This is a genomic window from Aeromonas sp. R7-2 (genome assembly GCF_040908105.1).
In the GTDB taxonomy this organism is placed as follows: domain Bacteria; phylum Pseudomonadota; class Gammaproteobacteria; order Enterobacterales; family Aeromonadaceae; genus Aeromonas; species Aeromonas caviae.
In genome coordinates this window covers 332893-359197 of record NZ_JBFODC010000035.1, presented here as the reverse complement: position 1 = coordinate 359197, position 26305 = coordinate 332893, and the positions used below count along the sequence as shown (strand labels likewise).

The window sequence follows — 26305 nt, the reverse complement described above, 5'->3', positions numbered from 1 at the left end:
CGAGTGCCGACTAGCCGGCACGGGCCCCATGGGGCGCAAGCGGCATCGGCCAGCAGCCGGGAGAGAGGCGGGGGGCCTCGTCGGTCGTAAGATGGGTCATTGCGCACTCCCTGCGATGGAAACATAACGAAAAAACGTCCTTGCCACCGCAGTCTACACAAGCGCTGGACGGCGCGACACCCTTCACCCCTCCTCCCGCAGCGCCCGATAGAGGGTGGTGCGACTGATGCCGAGGCGGCGCGCCGCCTCGCTCACGTTGCCGCCGCACTCTGCCAGGGTCTGCTGCACCCGCTGCCGGCTCTGCTCGCGCAGGGTACTCCCTCCCAAAGGTGAGCTCTGCACCCCCGCCACGGCGGGCAGATGCAGATGGGCAGGTTCAATCCAGCCCTGCCCCTCTGCCAGTACACAGGCCACCTCCAGCGCCTGTTTGAGCTGGCGCACGTTGCCGGGCAGCGGGTGGGCCAGCAACCGCTGCTCCGCCTCCCGGCTCAGTTGCAGTGCCGGGTCCATCTGGGCGAGCAGGTTCAGGATCAGCCCCTGGCGCTCGGGCACCGACCAGGCCCGCAGGGGTGCCAGTTGCTGGCGCCAGCCGCAGATGCGGTAGTAGAGATCTTCGCGAAAGGTGCCGGCCGCCACCATGGCCGCCAGATCCCGATGGCTGGCGCTGACCAGCCAGAAATCCACCGCCTCGGGTCTGTGGCTGCCCACCGGGGTGACGACGCGCTCCTGCAACACCCGCAGCAGCCGGGTCTGGGCCTGGAGCGGCAGCTCGCCAATTTCATCCAGCATCAGGATGCCGCCGTGGGCGGCGCGCAGATAGCCCTGGCTGCCCTGGCTGCGGGCACCGCTGAAGGCCCCCCCCACGTAGCCGAACAGCTCGGCCTCCACCAGCTCCGCTGGCAAGGCGCCGCAGTTGACGCACACCAGAGGCCGCTCCCGACGGCTCGAACTGGCGTGCAGGGTGCGCACCAGGTGCTCCTTGCCGCTGCCGGTCTCCCCCTCGATGAGCAATGAGATGCCCCGCTCCAGCATCTTGAGCGCCACCTGCTGCGCCTGCGATCCCCCCTCCTCAACCGCGCTCGGCAGGGGGAGCCTGGCGGCGCGCTCCCCCGCCTCCGGCACCAGCCGCAGGCCGCGGCGCTCGCGCAGCAACTGCTGACCGTCGAAGGGGTGCTGGCCGAGCCAGAGCCGACCGGCCCGGTTGGCCCCGAGCAGCTCGCCCCCTTCCCCCAGCAGCAGGCGGGCAGACCAGAGACTCTGGGGATCGAGATCCACCAGCCAGCCCGGCTGGCGGGCCAGCAGGGCGTTTTCCAGGGTCATGGCAAGGAGGCGCACGGTGCCCAGCATGTCGCCGCCGTGGTGGGCCGCATCGGTGGAGATGTCGAGCACGCCGAGCAGTTGCCCGTCCGGCCCGAGCAGGGGGCAGGCGCTGCAACTGAGAAAGCTGTGCTGGGCGAAGAAGTGCTGCGCCCCCAGCACCTGCACCTCGCTCTGCTCGGCCAGCGCGGTGCCGATGGCGTTGGTGCCCTTGCTCGCCTCCCCCCAGCGGGCGCCGCTGCGCAAAAAAATGCGCTCGGCATGGCGGGCAAACCGGTCGTCTCCGCTCACCGCGAGGATGGCCCCCTCGCCGTCACACAACAGCAGACGACAGGGTCTCCCCGCCAGCAACTGGCCAAAGAGCGGCAGCACGAAGCGCTGGAAGCAGGCGATGAGCGTCCTGTGCTGCTCCTGGCGAGCCGACAGCTCCCCCTGGGGCAGCAAGTCCAGCTCGGCGCTCTGCTGGCGGCTCAGCCCCTGATGCAGGCAGCGCTCCCAGGAGCGCTGGATTGGGCTGGCACCGGATTGAGGCAACTCGCTCATCACACCTCCTTCTACACACTCGCGAATAGGGCCGCCTTGGGGGAGCGCCTTCATCACGTCTCCTGTTCACAAACGGCACAGTGTCACACCCGATGTTCCGAAACGGCACAGTTCGGGGGCCGTCCTGGGGGGCACTGGTTAACCAAGATACCCCTTGGCACCCCGTTTGATAACGTTTTTGCAACCTTTTTATGTAGAGCGCCGCCCGCTGGCACGCCCCTTGCGATGACAGGAAGCAACCGGACTGCCCGCCAGGCCGGTCAGGACCACACACACATAAGGATGATGAGATGATTTATACCGCTCCCGGTCAGGCAGGTGCCCTGGTCAGCTTCAAATCCCGTTATGACAACTTCATCGGTGGCGACTGGGTGGCGCCGCGCGCCGGCCGCTATTTCGAGAACATCTCGCCGGTGGATGGCCGGGTGTTCTGCGAGGTGGCCCGCTCCGACGCCGCCGACATCGAGCTCGCCCTGGACGCGGCCCACAAGGCGTTCGCCAGCTGGAGCAAGACCAGCGTCACCGAGCGCAGCAACCTGCTGCTGCGCATCGCCGATCGCATCGAACAGAACATCGAGCGGCTTGCCATCGCCGAGACCTGGGAGAACGGCAAGGCGGTGCGCGAGACCCTGGCCGCCGACCTGCCCCTGGTGGTGGATCACTTCCGCTACTTCGCCGGCTGCATCCGCGCCCAGGAGGGCTCCGCCGCCGAGCTGGACCAGAACACCGTCAGCTACCACTTCAAGGAGCCCATCGGCGTGGTCGGCCAGATCATCCCGTGGAACTTCCCCCTGCTGATGGCCGCCTGGAAGCTGGCCCCGGTACTGGCGGCGGGCTGCTGCAGCGTGCTCAAGCCCGCCGAGCAGACCCCGGTCACCATCATGCTGATGATGGATCTCATCAAGGACATCCTGCCCCCCGGCGTGGTCAACGTGGTCAACGGCTTCGGCGCCGAGGCAGGCCAGGCGCTCGCCACCAGCAACCGGATCCAGAAGCTGGCGTTTACCGGCTCCACCGAGGTGGGCGCCCATATCCTGCGCTGCGCCGCTGACAAGCTGATCCCCTCCACCGTGGAGCTCGGTGGCAAGTCCCCCAACATCTACTTCGCCGACGTGATGCAGCACGAGAGCAGCTACATCGACAAGGCGGTGGAAGGGATGCTGATGACCTTCTTCAACCAGGGGGAGGTGTGTACCTGCCCCTCCCGCGCTCTGGTGCAGGCCAGCATCTATGACGACTTCATGGACAGGGTGCTGGCCCGCGCCCACACCATAGTGCAGGGCAACCCCCTCGACACCACGACCCAGGTGGGGGCCCAGGCGTCCCGCGAGCAGTTCGACAAGATCCTGAGCTACATGGAGATCGGCCGCGGCGAAGGGGCCAAGATGCTGCTGGGCGGCGGCCCGGCCAAGGTGAGCGGGCTGGAGGGGGGCTTCTACATCCAGCCCACCATCTTCTCGGGCCAGAACAAGATGCGGGTGTTCCAGGAGGAGATCTTCGGGCCGGCGCTCGGGGTCACCACCTTCAAGGACGAGGCGGATGCCCTGGCCATTGCCAACGACACCCAGTACGGGCTGGGGGCCGGCCTGTGGACCCGGGACAGCAATCTGGCCTGGCGCATGGGGCGCGGCATCCAGGCCGGCCGGGTCTGGGTCAACTGCTACCACGCCTACCCGGCCCACGCGGCCTTTGGCGGCTACAAGAAGTCGGGGATCGGTCGCGAGACCCACAAGATGATGCTGGACCACTACCAGAACACCAAGAACCTGCTGGTGAGCCACGACATCAACCCCCTCGGCTTCTTCTAAGCCCATCCCGTGATCCACAAGGGCGCCTGCGGGCGCCCTTTTTCATGCGGTTCAGGCCACGGGTTGGCCCAGTTGCTGGCGATAGCGCTGGGGGGCGCAGCCCTGTTCCCGCTGGAACATGGCGATGAAAGCCGAGGTGGAGGCGTAACCGAGGCGCCAGGCGATCTCCTGCACCGGCATCTCGCCCCGCAGCCAGTCCAGCGCCTTCACCAGCCGCAGCCGGGTGCGCCATTGGCCCAGGCTCATGCCAAGCTCCTTCTGGCAACGCCGCGCCAGGGTGCGCTCCGTGGTGTGCAGCGCCCTGGCCCACTCCACCAGCGTGCGGTTGTCCTCCGGCGCCGCCTGCAATGCCGCCAGCAAGGGTGCCAGCAGGCGATCCCGGCTCTGGGGCAGGTAGCTCGGCTGGCAACGGGTGCGGGCCAGCTTCTCGATGAAGAGCTCACCCTGACGGGCATCCCACTCATCCTCCATGTGGCCGACCCGGCGCTGGGTGAAGTCCTCCAGCAGGGCCCGCAGCAAGGGGGTGAGGGCCAGCAGCTGGGGTTCCCGTGGCAGGCGCGGTGCCAGCGCGTGGCTGACGTAGATGGAGGTGTAATCCAGGGTCTGCTCGTTGAAGGCGGTGTGGGGCAGGTCCGCCGGCACCCAGATGAGGTAGTCCGGAGGCGCCACCAGCCGCTCTCCCCCCACCTCCACCACCATGACCCCCAGGCTGATGAGGCTGAGCTGGCCCCAGGGGTGGGCGTGCTCGGCACAGGCGTTGCCCCCCTGGATCTGGCTGTAGCGAAAGTAGAGGGGGTTGGGGTCGGCCAGCAGGCGATCCTGCTCGGCCAGGGTGAGGGTGAGGGTGCCCATGCAGATTGTCCCAAAGCGGTTATGACATGTCTTATTTACGCTACTTACCTCGTTCAAGACAAGGCTAGACTCTCCCCATCGTACCAAGGAGTGCCTATGCCTTTTCTCTTCCCCCTGCTCGCCATCCTGATCTGGGCCGCCAATACCGTGGTCTCCAAGGCCGCCGCCGGCGTGCTGGATCCCGCCGCCATCTCCTTCTATCGCTGGGTGATCGCCGCCCTCGCGCTCTCCCCCTTCTGCCTGCCGCAGCTCTGGCGCCGCCGGGCCGACATCCGCCCCTGGCTCGGCAAGCTGCTGGTGCTCTCCCTGCTCGGCATGGTGCTCTACCAGTGCCTCGCCTACTACGCCGCCCACAGCACCTCGGCCACCAACATGGGGGTCATCGGCTCCCTGCTGCCCCTGCTCACCCTGCTCATCGGGGCCTGCTGCTTTGGCCAGAAGCCGGGCAAGCAGGCGCTGCTCGGCATGAGCCTCTCCCTGTTCGGGGTGCTCTGGCTGCTGGGTCAGGGCAATCCCCTGGCACTGCTGCACAGCGGCATCAACCCCGGCGACGGCATGATGCTGCTGGGGGCGGCCAGCTATGCCCTCTATGGCCTGCTGATCCGCCGCTGGCAACTGCCGTTCGGCCCCTGGCTCAACCTCTACCTGCAGATCCTGCTGGCGGTGCTGCTGCTCATCCCGGTGGCCCTCTCTGCCGACTCCCTGGCCATTCCCGCCCAGGGCTGGAGCATGGTGCTGTTCGCCGGCCTCGCCTCCTCCATCTTCGCCGCCTACTGCTGGATGCGCGGCCTCGCCACCCTGGGGGCGGAGCGCACTTCGGTCTTCATGAACCTGATGCCCCTGTGCACGGCCCTCATCGCCGTCATCACCCTGGGGGAGCCCATCCACGGCTATCACCTGCTGGGGGGCGGCCTCATCCTGACCGGGGTCATGCTCTCCCAGCTCAAGCCGAGGGTACGCCGTCCTCTGCCGGAAGGGGCTTGAGCCGGCCAGCACCATGAAAGAAGGGAGCCTCGGCTCCCTTCTTGCTGCCCTCGTCAGGGCACACCTGACCTTTTCGTCAGGGTGACGTCTCCTCCTTAATCCCTGCCCCCCCGCCCCTTGTCATGGGCGGCGAAGGCGCTGCGGGCCGCACTGATGCCATTCATGCAGGCGGGCACTCCGGCATAGACGGCGACCTGGAGCAGGATCTCGATGATGGTCTCCCGGCTGACCCCCACATTGAGGGCGGCCCGGATATGGAACTCGAGCTGTCCGGGCGCCGTGCCCATTCCCATCAGGGTCGCCACCGTGAGCATCTCGCGGGTGCAGAGATCGATGCCGGGACGGGCGAGCACATCGGCAAAGGCAAACCCCAGCACCAGCTCGGCAAGCTCAGGTGACAGGGCATCCAGGCTGGCAGCGACCCGTGTGGGCGCCTGGGGATCGAGCCGGGCCAGCAGCGCGAACGCCCGTTCACGGCGATCCGTGTGCGAGCCGCTCATGCGTTCACCCCCTTCATCCCTTCGGCGGTATAGCGCTCCCCCGCCACCGGCAGGGTCCGGATGGCCTGTCCCAGGGCCCCGAGCTCCGCTGGGGAGAGGCGCACCGAGAGGGCACCGAGGTTATCCTCAAGGTGGGTCAGGCGCCGGGTGCCGGGGATGGGCACTATCCCCTCCCATTGCGCCAGCAGCCAGGCCAGGGCTATCTGCGCCGCCGAGCATCCCTTCTGCTGCGCCAGGGCCATGACCGCCTGCACCAGGGTGCGGTTGGTGGCGAGGTTCTCCCCCTGAAAGCGCGGCAGACCGGCCCGAAAATCCCCCTCCTCGAACACCGCCTCCTGCTGGTAACGCCCGGTCAGAAACCCGCGCCCCAGGGGGGAGTAGGCCACCAGACCAATCCCCAGCTCCCGGCAGGCGGGCAGCACCGCCGCCTCCACCTCCCGCGTCCAGAGGGAGTATTCGGTCTGCACCGCCGCCACCGGGTGCACGGCATGGGCGCGCCTCAGGGTGGCCTCGCTCACCTCGCACAGACCGATGCGGGCTATCTTGCCCTCCTGTACCAGCTGCGCCAGCCCGGCCATGGTCTCCTCGACGGGATGGGCCGGATCGAGGCGGTGCACATAGTAGAGATCGATCTGCTCGATGCCGAGGCGGCGCAGGGAGCCCTCGCAGCTCTGGCGCGCATAGGGGGCGCTGTTGTCGAGGGTACGCCTGTACTCCCCGTGCTGGCGCACGATGCCAAACTTGGTGGCGACCTTCACCTGCCCCCGCCGGGTCGCGAGAAAACGCCCGATCAGCGCCTCGTTGTGGTGGGGGCCGTACATGTCGGCGGTGTCGAGCAGGTCGATGCCCCGCTCCACCGCCTCCGCCAGCACCCGCAAGGACGTCTCATCGTCCCGCGGCCCGTAGAATTCGCTCATCCCCATGCAGCCCAGCCCCAGGGCAGAGACCTGCAGGTTGGCTCCCAGTGTTCGTCGTTGCATCGCATTTTCTCCCTGACAAGTTGCAGGGGAGTATGGTCTTCCGAAAATGAATGAGATATAGAGATAACTGGCAACCTATCTTCCGATTATGGAAACACCATGCACGATCCCCTGCTCTGGGACGACGCCCGCGTCTTCCTGGCCATCGCCCGCAGCGGCACCCTGAGCGGTGCCGCCCACGCCCTTCGCATGGGGGTGGCCACCGTCTCCCGGCGCCTGGACCGGCTGGAGGCGGCCCTCGGCCTGCCCCTGTTCAGCCGCCACCAGCAGGGCTATCGCCTGACCGACGACGGGGAAGCCCTGCTTGAGCGAGCCGAGGCGCTGGAACATGCGGGGCTGGCCTTTGGCGAGGCGGGGCAGTTGCAGGGACAGGTGGCCGGCACCGTGCGCCTCGCCACCGCCGAGAACCTGGCCAATCCCCTCATCATCCCCTCCCTGCCGACGCTCTTTGCCCAGCACCCCGAGCTGAGGGTGGAGCTGGTCACCGGGGTGCAAACGGTGAACCTGCACCGGCGCGATGCCGATCTCGCGGTGCGCATGGTCAAGCCCGATGCCGGCCACCTCACCCTGCGGCGCCTGGGCACCCTGGGCTTTGGCCTCTACGGGACCGGCGCCTACCTGGATGCCCGCAGCCCCGGGGTGGATGCCGCCAGCTTCGATCAGGATGACTTCATCGGCTGGAACGAAACCCAGAGCCACCTGCCCGCCGCCAGATGGATGACCCGCATGCTGCGCGGCCGCCCCTGCCGGGTGGAGACCGGCACCCTGGCGGCCCAACTCGCCGCCGCCAAAGCCGGCCTCGGGCTCGCGGTGCTGCCCCACTACCTGGCCCGCCAGACTGATCTGGTCTGCCTGCTGCCGGAGCTCGGAGTGGATCAGCCCATCTGGCTGGTGCTCCACAGCGATCTCGCCCACTCCCGGCGGGTGCGGGCCGTGGCGGATCATCTCATCGCCCTGTTCGAGCGCGCCCGCTCCGCCCTGCACCCCTTCTCGGGCGACCCCAGATAGAGGGGCCGGGTCGCATCGGGGTAAAACAAAAGGGAGCTCAAAGGCTCCCTTTTATCTGCGCAGCCTGCGCAGCATGGTGTGCGCGGCCTCTTCGGCGTTGTGCCCGCGACGGGGTCACGACTCCCGGCGCCAGTGGTAACGCCGCTCCGGGCGGCCACGCTGGCCGTAGTTGAGCTCCACGTCCAGCCGATCTTCTGACTCCAGAAACTCCAGGTAACGGCGGGCCGTGGTGCGACTCAGGGAGAGGCGCAGGGCCACGGTGTCGGTGGAGAAGGTGTTGTCCGGCTCCCCCGCCAGCAGATCCAGCACCTGGCGCAGGGTGATGGCGTCGATCCCCTTGGGGGTTTCCCGCGCCTCCCGCCCCTGGTTGCGCGCCTTGCCCATCAGGCGGTCCAGGTCGCTCTGGGCCAGCTCCCCCGGCTCGCACAGGCGGCGATGCAGGACCAGGATCTCCTCCAGGCTCTGCTGGATGCGAAACAGCCGCAGCGGCTTGATGACGTAGTCCTGCACTCCCAGGTTGAGGGCCTGCTGTATGGTCTCCACGTCGCAGGAGGCGGTCACCATCATCACCATCACCTCCCGGTTGTGGCTGCGCAGCCGGCTCACCCACTCCAGGCCCGAACCATCGGGCAGGGAGATGTCGACCATCAGCAAGCGGGGCTCGCTCCCCGCCATCAGGCGATCCGCCTCGGCCAGGGTGCCGGCCCGCCCCATCAGGGAGAACCCGGCCGTGGAGGAGACCAGCTCCCCCAACATGGCGCCTATCCGCTCGTCATCCTCGATAATCAGCGTGAAGATTGGCTTCATGACTTACACCAATTGGTTTTTATTCAAATAGATACCGAACAGGGTCGTCTGCTCGGCGGTGCGGCGCCATTCTATCACGCCCCCCCGCCTGGCCACCGTCTTCTTGACCAGGAAGAGGCCGACCCCGTGATCCCCGGTCTGGCGGCTGACACCGTAGTCGAACAGGTGATCCGCCAGCGCCTCGTCCACCCCCTCGCCACTGTCCTCCACCTCGATCACCAGCCGCCGCCCCAGATCATCGAGGGAGAGCAGCACCCTGGGCGCGGCGTGCTCGCGGTTCCCCCAGGCGGCGCGAATGCCGTTGTCCAGCAGGTTGCCGATGCAGGTGATGAGATCCGCCGACACCTCGGCCGGATACTCCCCGAGGGCCGACCCCGCATCCAGCACCAGCTCCACCCCCAGCTCCCGCGCCCGGCTGAACTTGCCGAGGATGAGCCCGGCCACCGGCTTGTTCTCGATGACCCGCAGCAGATCCTGCAACATGTTCTGGCAGGCTTCGTTCTCCTGCTGGATGAGGTCTACCGCCTGATCCACGTGGCCGAGCTGGAGCAGGCCGGAGAGGCTGCTGAGCTTATTGGCGAATTCATGGGTCTGGATGCGCAGCATCTCGCCGTACTGGCGCAGGTGGGTCACCTGCATGCCCAGGCTGCCGGTGCCGTCTGGCCGGCTGAAGATGAGCATGCGCCCCGGCTCGCGACCGCTGAGCTCCTGCCAGTGGCCGACGAAGTCATCACCCTGCACGGTGAACCTGACCGCCCCCCCTTGCTGCAACGTGGGCACGAGGCCGGGGGCCAGCTCCGCCAGGGAGCGGCCCAGCAGGGCGTGGCGCCCGGTGCCGGGCAGTCGCAACTGATAGAAGGCGGCGCTGTTGAGCATGGTGATCCTGTGCTGGTTGTCCAGGGCCACTATCCCCTCCGAGATCCCCTCCAGCACCAGATCCTGCTGGGCGAAGCGATTGGCGATGGTTTCCGGCTCCAGATCCAGCAGGGTGCGGCGCAGCAGGTGCTGCACCCAGAGCGCCAGCAGCAGACCGCACCCCAGCACCGCTGCGATGGCGCCGACCAGCAGGGCGATCCGCTCCTGATAGGTGCCCTCCACGGTGCGCATCAGATAACCCACCGCCACCGCACCGATGGCCTGGCCATCGGGCCCCACCACGGGAGCGAAGCAGCGGATGGCGGGGCCCAGGGTGCCCACGTCCCGGGAGCAGTAGCTCTCGCGCGACTGGAGTGCAGGCCAGATGTCCTCCCCCCGGAAGGTCTGGCCCACCAGCTCGGGGGAGGGGTGGCTCAGGCGCCTGGCATGTTCGTCGGTCACCACCATGTAGGCGGCATCGGTGCGGCTGCAGATCCCCTGCACATAATCCCGCAGCCCGGGATCGCTCCCCTTCTCCAGGGCCTGGACCACCCGGCTGTCCGCCACCAGCACCCGGGCCAGATCGCTCCCCTTCTCCTTCAGGTTGTTCTCCAGCAGGTGGCGCATGAAGAGGGCGAGCAGACAGCCCAGGATCAGGATCAGCAGCAGTGACAAGCCAAGCGAGAGGGTGACTAGCTGGTGGCGCAGTTTCATCGTTCAACCTTGCAGCGGACGGGGAAGCCCAGGGTGAGGGTGTCCCCCGGCCGGGTCAATGGCCAGCCTGGCGCACCTCAAAGGTGGCCACTCTAACGCCTCCTCCGGCCGTTGTCGGTTAGCTGGCCCGCAAAGCCATATAAAAACTTAAACACCACGGCCCGGGCAAAAAACCTGAACGTGAGCTGTATCACACTATTTACTTAGCCTGCGAAATAAATATAATGCTTCGCAAGCTAAGTAATTGAGGTGCCCGTCATGAAAAAGGATCTGGAGATGTTGCGAGAACTCTCCCTCGCCGAGCAGCTGGGGCGATTGCACCGGCTCTGGCGCACCGTGGCCGATCTCGAGCTGGCACCTCTGGGGCTCACCCATCCCCGCTGGACCGCCCTGTGGAAACTCAGCCGCCTCGGCGGCCACCTCAGCCAGAAGACCCTGGCAGAGGCCCTGGAGATAGAGCTCCCCTCCCTGATGCGGACCCTGGGTCAGCTCGAGGAGCAGGGGCTGATCGAGCGCCATTGTTGCAGCCAGGACAAGCGGGCCCGCATCGTCACCCTGACCCCGGCGGGCAAGGCGCTGCTCGATCAGATCGAGGGCCGCATCATCGCCGTGCGCCGGGAGCTGCTCACCGGCATCAGCCAGCAGGAGCTGGCCCAGTTTGAAGACATTGTGCACCGCATCTCCGCCAACGCCCTTGGCAAGATAGCCGCACAGCATGAAGAGAGAGAATAAGATGACACCGGATCAACAATTCAAGCGCTGGATAAAGTGGGCCATCGTCTGCTTCGTCCTGGTGTTTGGCTACTTTCTGCTGGCCGACATCAAGATGCCCCTGACCCCCCAGGCCATGGCCACCCGGGTCGTCACCCGGATGGCCCCCCAGGTCAGCGGCAAGGTGGTCGAAGTCGCCGTCGCCAACAACCAGCACGTCAAGCAGGGGGATCTGCTGTTCGCCCTCGACCCGGAACCCTTCCAGCTCGCCGTGGATCAGGCCAGGCTCGCCCTGGATCAGGCCAGGCAGCAGAACCGCCAGCTGGACGCGACCCTGACCGCCTACGAGGCAGAGTACAGCTCGCTGCGCACCCAGGCCGACCAGAAACAGCGGGAAGCGGCGCGCATCGACGCCCTTTACCGCCGTCACATGGTCTCTGAACAGCAGAAAGATGACGCCGACAGCGCCGCCCGCACCGCCCGTGCCAACCTGCTCGGCAGCCAGGCCCGGGTAGAGCAGGCCCGCGTCAACCGCGGCTTGCCAGGGGAAGACAACCTGCTGCTGCGCCAGGCCCGCAACCGCCTCGCCCAGGCCGAGCTCAACCTCGCCTACAGCCGGGTTCATGCGAGCCAGGACGGCATCATCACCAACCTGCAGCTCAAGCCTGGCAGCGTGGCCAATGCGGGCTCCCCCCTGCTGGCCCTGGTCTCCGAGCAGGTGGACGTGATCGCCGATTTTCGCGAGAAGAGCCTGCGCCACGTCAGCGCCGGCAGTCAGGCCCTCGTCGCCTTCGACGGCGAGCCCGGTCGTCTCTATCCTGCCCGCGTCGCCAGCCTGGATGCCGGGGTCAGCGCCGGCCAGTTTGACGCCAACGGCCAGCTTGCGAACCCCGTCGAGTCCGATCGCTGGGTGCGCGATGCCCAGCGCCTGCGCCTGCACCTGACCCTGGAGCAACTGCCCGCCCACCTGCCGGCCGGGGCCCGCGCCACGGTGCAACTGCTGCCGGACAACACCCTGACCGGGCTGCTGGCCCGCGGCCAGATCCGTCTGCTCAGCCTGCTACACTACATCTATTGAGATGACGACCATGAACCTGTGGCACAGACCCCTCACCCCCAACGAACTGCGCCAGTGTCTGCGCATCGCCTTTGGCTGCACCCTGGGGTTTGTGCTGTGCAAGATCTTCGGCTGGAGCAACGGGGTCTTCTTCACCGTCACCCCGGTGCTGCTGCTCGGCCTGGTGCCGGTGATGAACGGTCACGCCGCCCGCCAGCTCATCGCCTCCGCCGCCATGTGCGGTCTGGAAGTGGGGCTGCTCGGCGGCCTGTTCGGCGGCCACCCGGGGCTCATGACCCCCCTGGTCTTTTTGCTCTTCCTCTACCGTTTCGCCGCCATGTCCCGGGGCAGCCTGTTCCTGTTCGGTGCCAACGGGGTGCTCAGCCTCAGCATCATGCTGCACTTTGCCAGCTACCCCGGGATTGATCTGAACGACCTCATCTTCAGCAACCTCTGGGCCAGCGTCCTGTCGGTGCTCATCGCCTATCTGATGACGGCCCTCATTCCGGATGTGGAGGATCGCCCCAGGCCGGCCCCCTCCCCCAAGGCGCCGCACCGGATGCGCCACGAAGCCCTGCTGGGGGCGTCCATCGCGACCCTCTCGTTCCTGGTGTTCCAGATCTTCGATCTGCGCGACTCCATGTCTGCCCAGGCCACCACCCTGCTGCTGCTCTTCCCCATGCACTGGAACGGCGCCCTGGACTATGCCCGCAAGCGGGCCATGGGCACCCTGCTGGGGGTGAGTTTCGGCATCCTGGGGCAGCTGGTGCTCTATGACTGGTCCGGCTTGCTGCTGCTGGTGACCCCGGTGCTCTGGCTCGGCGCCATGCTGTTCAGCTATGCCCATGTGAAGGAGGCGAGCGGCTCCGGAGTCGGCTTCGGTGCCCTCACCACCCTCGGCATCCTGTTCGGCCAGTACCTGACCCCGGGCAACGACCTGGTGTTCAGCGCCCTCTATCGGGTGAGCAGCATCCTCTTTGCCATCGTGGTCACCCTGCTCGCCTGCTACCTCATCCACCGGCTGCTCAATCGCTTCGAGGCGACACGGTTCGGCCACTGACCCTTTTCTGCAGCCATTGGATGGCTCCCTTTCGCCCCGCTTGCCTGCCGGGGCGTTTTTTTGCCTGCCCCACGGACCAGAGGGAGACGGACGCATCCCGACGCAGGGCTCCCGCCACGAGGTTGCAGTTGTGCCTCATCCTGTTAGGCTCAAGGCCATATGACACCGTTGTGAGGATCAAACATGAAACACGCCAAGCTCTTTCTACTGGGGGCGGGCGCCATCACCCTGCTCGGCGGCTGCGATCTGGGCAGCGGCAAGCTGGGAGTGACCGGCGGCGATCCCGTCACCTATCTGTGTGAACAGAACCAGAAAGTGCAGGTTCGCTACTTCTCCCTCTCGGACGAGAGCCTGAACTTCGTCAAGATCTCCCTCCCCGATGGCAAGGATTACACCCTGCCCCAGGCGGTTTCCGCCTCCGGCGCCCGCTATACCGACGATCACGAGGTGGTCTGGTGGAACAAGGGCAAGGAGGGGTTCGTCGAGATGCGTGATGACGCCGGGGAGTGGCAGAGCCGCTACAACGACTGCAAGGAGCAGTGATCCGCGCCGTCATGGCACACAGCCCACACGAAACACCCCGGCCTGGCCGGGGTGTTTGTCATTTCACTTCCACTTCAAATCGGGCCACAACCCGAGCCGGAATGGCTTGCTGATTCTGCTCCGATGGCCGGTAGCGCAGCTGCGCCAGCCCGGAGATGGCGATGAGATCCAGCACGCCGGGAGGCTGGGACTCCAGTACCTCTGGGCTGAACAGCGTGCCATTGGAATCGATGAGGTAGCGAAGGGTCACATACCCCTTGACCGGCCTCTTCGCCGGCAGCCCCCCGACCGGGTTAAAACTGATGGCATCCCCCACCAGCACCCAGTATTCGGGCAGCGTTTCCCAGGTGACATCCACCGGAGGCTGATTCAGCTTGGCGGTGGGGCTGGCACAGCCCCCGAGCAGGGCCAGGGCGGCCCACAGAAACAACCCTTTCACACGCACTGACATTCCCTCTTCGTTGTATCGCTCGATTCCATGAGCGACGCGCCAGTGTCAGGCAAAGGGGCTCATCCGGGAAGCCCCCATCTGGCAGGCAAAAAAAAGCCAACCCCGGAGGGCTGGCCTTGTGATCTCTCACGGCTCAGGCGCGCTTGTCGCTTACCACCAGCCAGAGGGCATGAACCATGCCGGGCAGACCGCCCAGCAGGGTCAGCACTATGTTGATGAGGAAATGGAGGCTGAAGCCTACCTGGATAAAGGCGCAGACCGGGGGGAGAAAGATGGCCAGCAGGATCTTGAGCAGATTGTTCATCGGGATTCCTCGTGTAAACAGCGCTTGGGGTTGGCCTAACCATAAACACCCAAGGCCTCAACTGCAAACCAGACAGGGGATCCGCTCTCCTCCTTTCCGCCAGGCGTTGAGGTCGTGAACCATCTGGTTGCTGCTGCCACGCCAGAGCAGACCGGGATCCGCCAGGGCCTTCTCGAACCTGCCATCCACCAGCACGTCCAGCAAGGCCACCAGCTCCCGCTGGGCCGGGCTGAGATCGGCCAGCAGATAGCCGGTCCAGCACCAGATGTCCTTGCCGGGGCACTCGGTTCGCACCCGTTTCACCAGCGCCAGCACATGCGGCACGTTGGCGGGGTGGAGCGGATCGCCGCCGGAGAGCGACAGTCCGCGCCGCTTGATGCGGCTGTCGTTGAGATCGTGAATGATGCGATCGCTCATCGCCTCATCGAACGGCTTGCCCCCATCGAGCCGCCAGGTGCTCTGGTTGTAGCAGCCGGGACACTGGTGCTCGCAACCCGACACGAACAAGGTGGCGCGGGTGCCTGGGCCGTTGATCACATCGACCGGGTAGTACTGGTGGTAGTGCATTCGAGTTCTCTGGGTTAACGGCCAACCCCCTCCCAACCTCCCCCTTCGAAAGGGGGAGGAGCTTCTTTGCCCCCCCCTGCCAAGGGGAGGGCTGGGGTGGGGTCTGCTCGCTTACATATGCTTGACCCGGCGTTTGACCTCTTCCTGCTTGCCCGCGTTGAAGGGGCGCGCATCCGGGCTGCCGAGATAGCCGCACACCCGGCGTGTCACCGACACCTTGGCGGGGTCGTGGTTGCCGCAGCGCGGGCAGGTGAAGCCCTTGGAGGTGCACTCGAACTCGCCGGTGAAGCCGCAGTCGTAGCACTCGTCGATGGGGGTGTTGGTGCCGTAGTAGGGCACCTTGTCATAGCTGTAGTCCCAGACGTTCTCCAACGCCTCTAGGTTGTGCTGGATGTTGGGGTACTCGCCGTAGCAGATGAAGCCGCCGCTGGCGATGGGCGGATAGGGCGCCTCGAAGTCCAGCTTGTCGTAGGGGTTCACCTGCTTCTCCACGTCCAGGTGGAAGCTGTTGGTGTAGTAGCCCTTGTCGGTCACCCCGGCCACCACGCCAAACTCCTTGGCGTCGATGCGGCAGAAACGGGTGCAGAGGTTCTCGCTCGGGGTGGAGTAGAGGCTGAAGCCGTAGCCGGTCTCCTCCTTCCACTCGTCGGTGGCCGCCTTGAGCCGCGCGATGATGGCGATGGCCTTCTGGCGCAGGGTCTCGCTGTCGAACAGGTGGACGTCGGTGCCATAGAGGGCGTTGATGGTCTCGTGTACCCCGATGTAACCCAGCGAAATGGAGGCGCGGCCATGTTTGAAGATCTCGCTGATGTTGTCATCGGCCTTGAGGCGCACCCCGCAGGCCCCTTCCATGTAGAGGATGGGGGCGACCCGGGCCTTGACCCCGTCCAGGCGCTTGATGCGGTACATGAGCGCTGTCTTGGCCACCCGCAGGGCGGCGTCCAGCTTGTCCCAGAAGTCCGCTTCATCGCGGGATTTCAGGGCAATGCGCGGCAGGTTGAGGCTCACGACCCCCAAGTTGTTGCGCCCTTCGTGGACCAGCTCGCCATTCTCTTCAAAGGCACCGAGGAAGGAGCGGCACCCCATGGGGGTCTTGAAGGAGCCTGTGACCTTGACCACCTGGTCGTGGTTGAGGATGTCCGGGTACATCCGCTTGGAGGCGCACTCCAGCGCCAGCTGCTTGATGTCGTAGTTGGGATCCCCCGGTTTGTGGTTCAGGCCATCCTTGATGGCGAACACCAGTTTCGGGAAGACGGCGGTCTTCCTGTTCTTGCCAAGGCCGGCGATGCGGTTGCCTAGGATGGCGCGCTGGATGAGGCGCGATTCCCAACTGTCCCCCAGGCCAAAGCCGAAGGTGACGAACGGCGTCTGACCGTTGGCGGTGTGCAGGGTATTGACCTCGTATTCGAGGGACTGGAAGGCGTCGTGGCACTCCTTCTCGGTGCGAGCCATGGCGTAGGCGTCCACATCCTGGATCCCCCACTCCTCGGCCACCTCCCGGTGCTTGTGCCAGCTGATGGTCACATAGGGTGCCAGCACTTCGTCGATGCGGTTAATGGTGGTGCCGCCATAGATATGGCTCGCCACCTGGGCGATGATCTGGGCGGTCACCGCGGTGGCGGTGCTGATGGATTTTGGGGTGTCTATCTCCGCGTTGCCCATCTTGAAGCCGTGGGTCAGCATCCCCTGCAGATCGATCAGCATGCAGTTGAACATGGGGAAGAAGGGGGAGTAGTCGAGATCGTGGAAGTGCAGGTCGCCGCTCTCGTGGGCCTGCACCACGTCACGGGGCAGCATGTGACTGATGGCGTAATGCTTGGCGACGATGCCCGCCAGCAGGTCACGCTGGGTCGGGATCACCTTGGAGTCTTTGTTGGCGTTCTCGTTGAGCAGAGCCGCGTTGGTCTGCTCCACCAGGCCGCGGATCTCCTGGGCCAGGCGACCCCGGGCCTCGCGAGCCTGATCACGGTCGTGACGGTATTCGATGTAGGCACGGGCGATGGCCTTGTCGTCGGAGGCCATCAGGTGGTTCTCGACCCGGTTCTGGATCTCGTGGATGTCTACCTCCCCTCGCCCCTCCAGCTCCTGGCTGACAGCGGCGGCAATGCGCTCTGCCAGCGCCGGACTGGCCTGATTGACCGCTGCCGCCGCCCGGCTGACCGCATCGCGGATCAGTTGGCCATTGAATGGTGCACGACATCCATCGCGTTTGATCACTACCGGTTTCATCGATTTTCCCCGTATTTAAAGACCTGGTGGCCACCCTCGGCTCACCCTCGTTGAGTCCCCTTCTCCACGCCCGTCCCCGGCGCAAACAAGGTCAGCCAAGGCTTGAAACACCTGGGCTGACACTGAGAGGGCGACCACTTATGCACAGCTTTATAACACTATATATGGGTATTTTTTTTATGATTACCCCTATATGTGGGGTCTATTAGGCACCAAAGCGGTACCCAGTTTCTTGATCCAGAACAGGTTTTGGAAGGAGTGGGGCAGTTCACGACCAGCGCCAAAAGGCGCTCTTTTTGCTCACCCCAGACGGGATGCGGGCTCCCGCCCGGCAAGGGATAAAAAGAGAGGGGCACGCCTTCCGACAACAATTGACCGAGGCGCCAGAGAGCGGGAGAGCACATACTGGGGAACAGTCTGTCCCTTGCGGAAAACACACGTGACCAAGGTCTTGCTCCTGCTCTCCCTTCTCTCCCTCCCGCTGCTGGCCGCCGAGATCCTGGTGATCAGCAGCTATCACCAGAGCAACCAGTGGGATCAAAGCTACAGTGCCGGCCTCGAGCAACACCTCAAGCAGGCGCATCACCTCGGCTATCTCTATCTGGACACCAAGCGCCAGCCCGGCCAGACCCGTGACGAACTGCTCGCCAAGGGAATGGCCGCCTACCGGACCCACCAGCCGGCGCTGGTGATCCTGGGGGATGACAACGCCATCAACGCCCTCGCCCGACCCATCGCCGCCCGGGGAACGCCCGTGGTGTTTCTCGGGATGAACGAGAATCCGCGCCCCAAGGGGCTGGTCGGCCACCCCCTGATCACCGGCGTCCTGGAACGCCCTCTGCTCAAGCGCAGCATCAGCGAGATGAGTCAGTTGATGGGAGGGCTGGAGCGTGCCCTGGTGCTGTTTGACGAAAGCGAGGTGTCCCGCACCGCCGTCGCCCACGAGTTCAAGGGGCGAGGCGAGCTGACGATCGGTCAGACCCGGGTCAGCAGCCGCCAGTTCACCGACTACGGACGCTGGCAGGAGGCAGTGCTCGCCAGCCGGGAAAACGGCTATCAGGCGCTCTTCCTCGGCCTCTACCACACTCTCACCGACGCGCAGGGCCAGCATGTGAGCGAGCAACAGGTGCTGGCATGGACCAGCGCCAACAGCCCGGTGCCACTGTTCTGTTTCTGGGCCTTTGCGGTGGGCAGGGGAGCCGCCATCGGCGGTCTGGTGCTCGATGGCCACAGCCAGGGAGAGAGAGCCGCCGAACTGGCCAATGCCATCCTCTCGGGCACGGCGCCCGGCGCCCTCTCCCCCCGCGCCGCATCCCGCGGGGAATACCTGTTCAGCAAGAGCGAACTGGCACGCTGGCACCTGACGGCTCCCGATGCCTGGCAGGACAAGGTGAGCTACGTCGAGTGAGCCCACCAACGACAAACCCGGCCAGTGGGCCGGGTTTGTCTGCTCAAACGTGCATCCTCAGGGCTGAATGGCCGCCTGCAACTCGGCTTCGGTCCAGATGGTGATCCCCAGCTCCTGGGCCTTGGCGAGCTTGGAGCCTGCCGCCTCCCCCGCCACCAGCACATCGGTCTTGGCCGACACCGAGCCCGCCACCTTGGCCCCCAGGGCCTGCAGCGCCGCCTTGGCGTCGTTGCGGGACAAAGCGGTGAGGGTGCCGGTCAGCACGAAGGTCTTGCCGGCAAAAGGTTGATCGCTTGCCTCCTTCTTCTCGATGGCCGGCCAGTGGATCCCGGCGGCCAGCAGGGCGTCGAGCACCTCGATGTTGTGGGGCTGGCGCAGGAAGTAGTAGACGTGCTTGGCCACTATGTCTCCCACGTCGGCCACTTCCAGCAACTGCTCCACCGAGGCGGCGCGCAGGGCATCCAGAGTGAGGAAGTGGTTGGCGAGGTTCAAGGCGGTCGCCTCCCCTACTTCGCGGATCCCCAGGGCAAACAGGAAGCGGGGCAGGGTGGTGCTGCGGGCGGCATCGATGGCGGCCACCAGGTTGAGGGCCGATTTTTGCCCCATCCGCTCGAGACCGGCCAGCTGGATGGCGTTGAGGCTGAACAGGTCCGCCGGGGTCTTCACCAGCCCCTTGTCCACCAGTTGCTCCACTATCTTGTCGCCAAGGCCATCCACATCCATGGCGCGACGCGCCGCGAAGTGCTTGATGGCGGCCGCCCGCTGGGCCTCGCAGAAGAGACCGCCGGAACAGCGGGCCACGGCCTCCCCTTCCAGCCGCTCCACCGCCGAGCCGCACACCGGGCACTCGGTCGGGAAGAGGATCGCGCGGGCATCCGCCGGGCGCTGCGCCTCCACCACAGCCACGACCTGGGGGATCACGTCCCCGGCACGGCGCACGATCACGGTGTCGCCGATCATGACGCCAAGGCGCGCGATCTCGTCCGCATTATGCAAGGTGGCGTTGGACACGGTGACGCCGCCGACAAACACCGGCTTGAGCTTGGCCACCGGGGTGATGGCACCGGTGCGGCCCACCTGGAACTCAACATTCTCCAGCGCCGTCATCTCCTCTTCGGCCGGGAACTTGTGGGCAGTGGCCCAGCGCGGCGCGCGGGCCACGAAACCGAGCTCCCCTTGCAGGGCGATGTCATCCACCTTGTAGACCACGCCGTCGATCTCGTAGGGGAGATCCCCACGGCGCGCCAGAATGTCGTCGTGAAACGCCTGGCAGCCGGCGGCACCCTCTTTCAGCTTCACCTCGGGACTGAGCGGCAGACCCCAGGCCTTGAGCTGATTGAGGCGACCGAAGTGGGAATCCCCCAGCTCGTCGCCACCGACTCCCACGCCGTAGGCATAGAAGCTGAGGGGGCGGCTGGCGGTGATGCGTGAATCGAGCTGGCGCAGGCTGCCGGCAGCGGCGTTGCGCGGGTTGACGAACACCTTCTCCCCCGCCGCCAGCGCATCGCGGTTCATCGCCTCGAACCCCGCCTTGGGCATGAAGACCTCCCCACGCACCTCCAGCCGCGCAGGCCACCCCTGGCCGCGCAGGGTCAGGGGAATGGCCTTGATGGTGCGCACGTTCTCGGTGATCTCCTCCCCCGTGGTACCGTCCCCGCGAGTGGCGGCCTGTACCAGCTGGCCATCCACGTAGAGCAGGCTCACCGCCAGACCGTCGAGCTTGGGTTCGCAACAGAAGGTGAAAGTCACCTCCCGCTTGAGGCGATCACTCATGCGTTGCTCGAACGCCTGCAACTCCTCGCTGCTGAAGACGTTGTCCAGACTCAGCATGGGGATCTCGTGGCGTACCTGCTTGAAGGCGGTCAGCGGCTGGCCTCCCACCCGCACGCTCGGCGAGGCCGGGGTTTTCAGCTCGGGATGCTCGGCCTCCAGCGCGATCAGCTCGCGCATCAGGCGATCGTATTCAGCGTCCGGCACCGTGGGGTTGTCCAGCACATAGTACTGATGGCCGTACTCGGTCAGCAGCTCACACAGTTGACGGTGGCGGGAGAGGATATCGCTCATGAAAAAGTCTCGAAGTGTGATGGAACATTCAGTCTGGGGCAGAAACAAAAATGCGGCACCGGGGTACCGCACTTTTCATTGTTCAAGCCCCATGGCGCATCAGTCGCGGCTGGCCTCGTAGGCCGCCAGCTCGTGACGGTAGCGGGCGATGTCGTCGTCGCTGAGGGGACTGCGCGAGGCGTCGGTCAGCATGGCATCGAGATCGCTCGCCAGCTGATCCGCGGCCTGCAACATGTGCTCGAAGGCGAAGGCGGCATTGCTGCGAAGGGGCAGTTGCATGAAGAGGGACACACCCGGGGTGCTGAACTGCTCCATGCGATAGGGGTTGAAGGTACCCGGCTTGACCATGTTGATCATGGAGAAGAGCACTTCCCCCTTGCCGCCCAGATCTTCGTGACGGTGGAAGATGTCCATCTCGCCAAACTTGAAGCCCAGCGCCAGCAGGGAAGAGAGCAGGGTCGCCCCTTGCAGATCGTGGCCGGGACGGGCCATCAGGTTGATGACATAGACATCCTGCCAGATCTTCTCGACCGGGGCCGGAGCGGGTTCTGGCTCGGCTGCGTGAACAGGCTCTTCATAGGCTGGCTCGTCATCGTAAGCGGGCTCTTCATAAGCCGGCTGGGCGTAGCGGGGAGCCTGCTGGGCAACCGGTGCCGGCTCGCGTGCACCGAAGGTCGGCGCCTGGGCATAGGCCGGCTCCACCAGCGGCTCTTCGTCCAGCGGCTGCATCATGGGCTCGCGCTGCGGACGGGAACGGTGTACCGGCGTACGGCGGATCACCTGTGCAGGTTTGCGCACCGGCGCGGCAGGGGCCTCTTCAACAGGGGCGGCAACCGGCTCGTCATAGTCCTCTTCTTCCTCATACACAGGCTGAGGGGGGACAGGGCGAGCGGCAGGCTTGCGCACCACGGGAGGCGGCAGATCGGCGTCGTCATCTTCATCATCGAAGGCGGGAACGGGGGCGACACGGCGGGGTTCGGGCTGACGGGCCTCGTCGCTGCGTAGTTTGGGCTCGGCACGACGGCCACCGCTCACCACACGCACCTGACCGATGCCATCGCTGTCGAAGGCGTCGTTGTCACGCTCACGGGACTTGGACTCCATCCGACCCAGGGGTTTCTCCTTGATCGGTGCCTGACGATTCTTTCTGTTGCTCCACAACCCGTGAATGAGCAATGCCGCGATGGCAATACCGCCCAGGGCAACCAAGATGTAACGCAATTCCTGCATTAGCTGCTTCTCTTTCTAGTTTTGCTCAGCCAAAGCGACGGCTTCACCGATATCGACCGACACTATGCGCGAAACCCCGGGCTCTTGCATCGTGACGCCAACCAGCTGCTCGGCCATCTCCATGGAGACCTTATTATGACTGATGTAAACGAACTGTACTGTGCTCGACATCTCTTTGACAAGAGAACAGAAGCGACCGACGTTCACTTCATCGAGCGGTGCATCCACCTCATCCAGCAGACAAAATGGTGCTGGATTGAGTCTGAAGATGGCGAAAACCAGCGCAAGGGCGGTTAGCGCCTTCTCCCCCCCGGAAAGCAGGGCAATGGTAGCATTCTTCTTGCCCGGAGGTCTTGCCATGATGCTCACTCCGGCCTCCAAAAGATCATCCGAGGTCAGCTCAAGCCAGGCACTGCCCCCCCCGAACACTTTTGGGAACAGGGATTTTAAATCTTCATTGACCTTATCGAAAGTGTCGCGGAAGCGTATTTGTGTTTCTTTATCAATTCTTTTAATGGCTTGGCTCAAGGTATCGAGGGCCTGCTCCAGATCCTGGCACTGATTTTCCAGGTAGCTTGAACGGGTTTTCGCCTCCTCATACTCTTCCAGTGCCGCCAGGTTGATGGCGCCAAGCGCCTCCACCTGCGCCTCCAGCGTCTGGATCTCCTGGCGCAGCTTGCCGCGATCAGCGGCAATCAGCACCGCCTGATCGAGGTCCACCAGGCGCACGCCCAGCTCTTCGAACTGCTCGTGCAGTCCCTGCCTGCGCGTCAGGTTGCGCTCGCGCTCGAGCCGCAGGGTCGCCAGCTTCTCCTGAATTTTCACCAGCTGCTTGTGATCGGCGCTTCTGGCCTGCTCCAGCTCGGTCAGCTGACGATCCAGCTCCGCGAGCCGCTGGTGACAGGCCAGTTGCTGCGCCTCAAGATTGCGCTGTTCGACCAGCAGGGGCGACAGATCCTGACTCGGAGCGGCCCCTGGCTCCTTGAGTTCCGCCAGCTCCAGGCCGAGACGGGCCAGCTCCTGCTCGCGCAGCGTGATGAGCTGGCGCTGGTTCTGCTGCTCCAGTTGCAACCGCTGGCAGGCCGCCTGCTGCTGCTCCCGGCGAAGGCGCGCCTCTTCCAGCGCCCGCTCCGCCCCACTCACCTGCTCCTGGGCAAGCAGCAGCGCCTCGGCGAGTACCTCCCCCTGCTCCTGCAGCTCGCCAAGGGCCGCTTCATCCTGCTCAAGCCGCTCCCCGGCCGACGCGAGCCGCTGCGCCTCCTCAGCCTGCTCCTTGTCGAGCCGGGTTAGCTCTTCCCCCAGCTGGCCCAGGCGCTGCAAGCGCTCCTGACGCTGCCCCTCGCGCACACTCCAGGCTTCGCGCAGTTGCTGCCACCGCAGCTCCTGCTCGCGCAGGGTACGCTGAGCCAGCTCATGCGCTCCATGCTGCTGGGCCCGCGCTGCATCGGCGGCGGCAAGCTGCTCGTCGAGTCTGTGCAGCGCCTCCCGACCCGCGGCCAGCTCGGTGTGCAGCCGTTCACGCTCACCGAGCAACGCCAGCGTACCCAGGGCCATGCCCTCCCCCAGATCCGCCCAGTTGGGGCCGAACCAGTCGCCGGCGGGAGTGAGCAGCGACTCACCGGCAGAGAGGCTGTGCAGGCGGGACAGCGCCTCCTCCCTGCTCTCTGCCAGCCAGATGGCATTGAGGAAAGCCGGAATGTGCTCGCCCCCCAGTTGCGCCGCCAGGGTACCGGCCCTGGCTGGCTGGGCCGGGCCAATCCAGAGTCCGGGTTGCGCCAGGTTGCACTCGTCCGCCGGGATTGCGGTGAGCCAGCGGCCGAGCACCTTGTCCAGCCCCCGGGCCCACTCGGGGGGAACCTGCAACCGATCCGCCAGGGTCGCGCCCGCCATCTGCTCCCCCAGGATCTGATCCAGGGTGGCGAGGCGCGCCTCCAGCTCGCGCAGCAGGCCCTGCTGGCGACCCTGCTCTGCCTTGAGCTCTTCATGGCGCGACACACCGGCCTGCCACGCTGCATCGGCTTCCTCATGGCGGGCGCGGGAGAGCGAGAGTTCCGCCGCCAGGGCATCGAGGGCCGGTTGCAGGTTCTCCCCCTCCCCGCCAAGGGGCCCGGCCTGTTCGTCTTCCAGCTTGAGGCGGGCCAGCCGGGTCTTGGCCTGCAGCTCCTGCAGACCGTTCACCTCGGCGCGGGTCTGGTTGAGCCGCCCCTGCAACTGGCCCAGCTGCTGCTGCCACTGCTGCTGACGCTGGCGCGCCTGCTCGAGCCGATCGCCCGCTACCGCACGCACGCTCTGCTGGTCGGTAAGCAACTGCTCACACTGCTCGAGGCGGGCCGACGCCACCTCCCCCTGCAACGTGCTGTCGCTCAGCTGTTCCAGCTGGCCGGCCAGCTGGGCCTTGAGACCGTCGATACGCTCGCCGAGGGCCTGCCGCCTCGCCTGCCAGTCACGACCGAGTTCGTTCTGGTGCAATTGCTGCTGCTCGAGGCGGGCGATGGCTTGCCCGCCGAGAAAAATCTGCTGCTGGCGGCTCGCCTGCTCGGCCTGCGCCTCCTGGCGGGCCACCGACAGAGTGACGTGGCGTCCTTCGTCTGCGGTGCGCTTGGCATCGAGGGCCGCCAGCGCCTGTTCAGTCTGGGCCAGTTCGGTCTTGGCTTCGCCAAGACGCGTCTCCAGCGCCCACAGTTCCGAGCCGATCAGTTCGCTGCGGGCCGCGCGACTGCGACTCTTGAGCTGCTTGTAGCGCTCGGCGGTCTCGGCCTGGGCCTTGAGGTGCTCGAGGCGTGAGCCCAGTTCGCCACGGATATCGCCGAGGCGTTCCAGGTTCTCCTGGGTATGGCGGATGCGCTGCTCGGTCTCCCGGCGCCGCTCCTTGTAGCGGGAGACCCCGGCGGCCTCTTCCATGAACAGCTTGAGATCGGCGGGGCGGGACTCCACCAGCCGGCTGACGGTGCCCTGTTCGATGATGGCGTAACTGCGGGGCCCAAGGCCGGTGCCGAGGAAGAGGTCGGTCACATCCTTGCGGCGGCACTTCTGGCCGTTGATCTGGTAGTGATTGGAGCCGTCGCGCAGCACTTCGCGGCGCACCGAGATCTCGGTAAAGCGGCCAAACTCGCCGGGTACCCGGTTGTGGGGATTGTCGAACACCAGCTCCACCGAGGCGCGGCCATGGGCGCTGCGGTTGATGGAGCCGTTGAAGATGACGTCGGTCATGTTCTCGCCGCGCAGATGGCGGGCGGAGCTCTCCCCCAGCACCCAGCGCACGGCGTCGATGACGTTGGATTTGCCGCAGCCGTTGGGGCCCACCACGGCGGTCATGTCGGCGTTGAGTTCGATGCGGGTCGGCTCGACAAACGACTTGAAACCGGCGAGTTTGATCAATTTCAGACGCATGGCGGCCTATGTGGGTAACGAAATAAAGAGGAGGCGGGCAGGCGACTTTACCAAATCAAAGGCTTGTTTGTAATATGCTGGCACTTTCCCCATTCACTGATGGAGCTCACATGAGCCAATCACCCCACATGGTCAAAGATTCGGTCAGCGGTGCAGACTACTTCCTGCGCGGGTTCTCACTCATCCGCCAGCCCGGCATCCGCACCTTCGTGCTGATCCCCCTGCTGGTCAACTTCGTGCTCTTTGCCGGTGCCTTCTACGCCCTGTTGCTACAACTGGACGGCCTGTTCGCCTGGCTGCACCAGCAGATCCCGAGCTGGCTCTCCTGGCTTGATTACCTGCTCTGGCCCATCGCCCTCATCACCATCCTGGTGGTCTTCTCCTTCATCTTCAGCTCGGTGGCCAACTGGATAGCGGCCCCTTTCAACGGCCTGCTGGCAGAGAAGGTGGAACAGATCCTCACCGGTGAAGCCATGAATGACACCGGCATGCTGGATGTGGTGAAAGATGTGCCCCGTACCTTCGGCCGCGAATGGACCAAGCTGAAATACTATCTGCCCAAGGCCATCGGCTGCCTGATCCTCTTCCTGATACCGGTAGTGGGCCAGACCCTGGCACCCGTGCTCTGGTTCCTGCTCAGCGCCTGGATGATGGCGATCCAGTATGTCGATTATCCGTTCGACAACCACAAGATCGGCTTCATCACCATGCGCGACGCCCTCAAGCAACGTCGTGGAAAGTGCCTGAGCTTCGGCGCCCTGGTGACCCTTTTCTCCGCCATCCCGGTGGTGAATCTCTTCGTGATGCCGGTGGCCATCTGTGGCGCCACCGCCATGTGGGTGGACCAATACCGCAGCGAGCAACTTGGACGCTGAACCGCGTCATCATGATCAAAAGAGGGGGCGAAAGCCCCCTTTTCATTA

General features: G+C 65.4%; 22 protein-coding genes. 9 read left to right on the top strand and 13 right to left on the bottom strand.

Features of this window, described 5'->3' with window-relative positions; genetic code table 11:
• Positions 1-183: 183 nt before the first annotated feature.
• A complete protein-coding gene (locus AB5Y47_RS15270) occupies positions 184-1860 on the bottom strand; it encodes a sigma-54-dependent Fis family transcriptional regulator (RefSeq protein WP_368220361.1) in 1677 nt (558 codons plus the stop codon).
• Positions 1861-2150: 290 nt separating this feature from the next.
• Between AB5Y47_RS15270 and AB5Y47_RS15265 the strand changes: the two genes are divergently transcribed.
• Positions 2151-3668, top strand: coding sequence for an aldehyde dehydrogenase family protein (locus AB5Y47_RS15265; RefSeq protein WP_368220360.1), 1518 nt, complete (start codon positions 2151-2153; stop codon positions 3666-3668).
• A 51-nt stretch (positions 3669-3719) separates the two neighbouring features.
• Here AB5Y47_RS15265 and AB5Y47_RS15260 read toward each other — a convergent pair whose 3' ends face one another.
• Positions 3720-4520 (bottom strand): helix-turn-helix transcriptional regulator, encoded by an 801-nt coding sequence (locus AB5Y47_RS15260; RefSeq protein ID WP_368220359.1) that lies wholly within the window; start codon positions 4518-4520, stop codon positions 3720-3722.
• Between the two features lie 96 nt (positions 4521-4616).
• On the opposite strand from AB5Y47_RS15260, the gene AB5Y47_RS15255 reads away from it, so the two are divergent.
• Positions 4617-5504 (top strand): DMT family transporter, encoded by an 888-nt coding sequence (locus tag AB5Y47_RS15255; RefSeq protein ID WP_010673465.1) that lies wholly within the window; start codon positions 4617-4619, stop codon positions 5502-5504.
• Between the two features lie 95 nt (positions 5505-5599).
• Here AB5Y47_RS15255 and AB5Y47_RS15250 read toward each other — a convergent pair whose 3' ends face one another.
• Entirely contained in the window at positions 5600-6004 is a 405-nt protein-coding gene (locus AB5Y47_RS15250; RefSeq protein ID WP_039039282.1) for a carboxymuconolactone decarboxylase family protein, read from the bottom strand.
• Positions 6001-6984, bottom strand: coding sequence for an aldo/keto reductase (locus tag AB5Y47_RS15245; RefSeq protein WP_182957533.1), 984 nt, complete (start codon positions 6982-6984; stop codon positions 6001-6003). The genes AB5Y47_RS15250 and AB5Y47_RS15245 overlap by 4 nt, the downstream gene beginning before the upstream one ends.
• A gap of 99 nt (positions 6985-7083) precedes the next feature.
• Between AB5Y47_RS15245 and AB5Y47_RS15240 the strand changes: the two genes are divergently transcribed.
• The gene (locus tag AB5Y47_RS15240) at positions 7084-7992 is read left to right on the top strand and encodes a LysR family transcriptional regulator (RefSeq protein WP_049636294.1); all 909 of its coding nucleotides are present in this window, start codon (positions 7084-7086) and stop codon (positions 7990-7992) included.
• Positions 7993-8106: 114 nt separating this feature from the next.
• Here AB5Y47_RS15240 and AB5Y47_RS15235 read toward each other — a convergent pair whose 3' ends face one another.
• Both AB5Y47_RS15235 and AB5Y47_RS15230 read right to left on the bottom strand, forming a co-directional pair.
• Positions 8107-8799: a response regulator gene (locus tag AB5Y47_RS15235; RefSeq protein WP_039039279.1), complete on the bottom strand. Its 693-nt coding sequence runs from the start codon at positions 8797-8799 to the stop codon at positions 8107-8109.
• Positions 8800-8802: 3 nt separating this feature from the next.
• A complete protein-coding gene (locus tag AB5Y47_RS15230) occupies positions 8803-10368 on the bottom strand; it encodes an ATP-binding protein (protein ID WP_368220358.1) in 1566 nt (521 codons plus the stop codon).
• 258 nt (positions 10369-10626) lie between these two features.
• Here AB5Y47_RS15230 and slyA point away from each other — a divergent pair, with 258 nt between their 5' ends.
• The 4 genes from slyA to AB5Y47_RS15210 all read left to right on the top strand — a co-directional run bounded on the left by slyA (position 10627) and on the right by AB5Y47_RS15210 (position 13739).
• Positions 10627-11100 (top strand): transcriptional regulator SlyA, encoded by a 474-nt coding sequence (slyA, locus tag AB5Y47_RS15225; protein WP_010673459.1) that lies wholly within the window; start codon positions 10627-10629, stop codon positions 11098-11100.
• Between the two features lies 1 nt (position 11101).
• On the top strand, positions 11102-12157 hold the full coding sequence (locus tag AB5Y47_RS15220) for an HlyD family secretion protein (RefSeq protein ID WP_010673458.1): 1056 nt from the start codon (positions 11102-11104) through the stop codon (positions 12155-12157).
• Positions 12158-12167: 10 nt separating this feature from the next.
• Positions 12168-13196, top strand: a complete 1029-nt coding sequence (locus AB5Y47_RS15215; protein WP_279963083.1) for a DUF2955 domain-containing protein — start codon at positions 12168-12170, stop codon at positions 13194-13196.
• Between the two features lie 183 nt (positions 13197-13379).
• Positions 13380-13739 carry an MliC family protein gene (locus tag AB5Y47_RS15210; RefSeq protein WP_139737343.1) on the top strand — a complete coding sequence of 120 codons (360 nt, stop codon included), beginning with the start codon at positions 13380-13382 and terminating at the stop codon, positions 13737-13739.
• Positions 13740-13797: 58 nt separating this feature from the next.
• Here AB5Y47_RS15210 and AB5Y47_RS15205 read toward each other — a convergent pair whose 3' ends face one another.
• From AB5Y47_RS15205 to nrdD, 4 genes are all read right to left on the bottom strand, one after another.
• Complete coding sequence (locus AB5Y47_RS15205; protein ID WP_010673455.1) at positions 13798-14190, bottom strand: energy transducer TonB; 393 nt, start codon at positions 14188-14190, stop codon at positions 13798-13800.
• A 133-nt stretch (positions 14191-14323) separates the two neighbouring features.
• Positions 14324-14494 carry a YqaE/Pmp3 family membrane protein gene (locus AB5Y47_RS15200; protein WP_010673454.1) on the bottom strand — a complete coding sequence of 57 codons (171 nt, stop codon included), beginning with the start codon at positions 14492-14494 and terminating at the stop codon, positions 14324-14326.
• 57 nt (positions 14495-14551) lie between these two features.
• Positions 14552-15061, bottom strand: coding sequence for an anaerobic ribonucleoside-triphosphate reductase-activating protein (nrdG, locus tag AB5Y47_RS15195; RefSeq protein WP_048208156.1), 510 nt, complete (start codon positions 15059-15061; stop codon positions 14552-14554).
• Between the two features lie 111 nt (positions 15062-15172).
• A complete protein-coding gene (gene nrdD / locus AB5Y47_RS15190) occupies positions 15173-17290 on the bottom strand; it encodes an anaerobic ribonucleoside-triphosphate reductase (protein ID WP_104454566.1) in 2118 nt (705 codons plus the stop codon).
• A gap of 439 nt (positions 17291-17729) precedes the next feature.
• Here nrdD and AB5Y47_RS15185 point away from each other — a divergent pair, with 439 nt between their 5' ends.
• Positions 17730-18698, top strand: coding sequence for an ABC transporter substrate-binding protein (locus AB5Y47_RS15185; protein ID WP_201901443.1), 969 nt, complete (start codon positions 17730-17732; stop codon positions 18696-18698).
• Between the two features lie 57 nt (positions 18699-18755).
• On the opposite strand, the gene ligA is transcribed toward AB5Y47_RS15185, so the two are convergent.
• The 3 genes from ligA to AB5Y47_RS15170 form a co-directional block, all read right to left on the bottom strand.
• Positions 18756-20762 (bottom strand): NAD-dependent DNA ligase LigA, encoded by a 2007-nt coding sequence (gene ligA, locus AB5Y47_RS15180; RefSeq protein ID WP_244060572.1) that lies wholly within the window; start codon positions 20760-20762, stop codon positions 18756-18758.
• 99 nt (positions 20763-20861) lie between these two features.
• Positions 20862-21992: a cell division protein ZipA gene (gene zipA / locus AB5Y47_RS15175; protein WP_039039273.1), complete on the bottom strand. Its 1131-nt coding sequence runs from the start codon at positions 21990-21992 to the stop codon at positions 20862-20864.
• Positions 21993-22007: 15 nt separating this feature from the next.
• Positions 22008-25382: an AAA family ATPase gene (locus AB5Y47_RS15170; RefSeq protein ID WP_368220355.1), complete on the bottom strand. Its 3375-nt coding sequence runs from the start codon at positions 25380-25382 to the stop codon at positions 22008-22010.
• Positions 25383-25492: 110 nt separating this feature from the next.
• Here AB5Y47_RS15170 and cysZ point away from each other — a divergent pair, with 110 nt between their 5' ends.
• Entirely contained in the window at positions 25493-26257 is a 765-nt protein-coding gene (gene cysZ, locus AB5Y47_RS15165; RefSeq protein ID WP_010673447.1) for a sulfate transporter CysZ, read from the top strand.
• Positions 26258-26305: the final 48 nt, after the last annotated feature.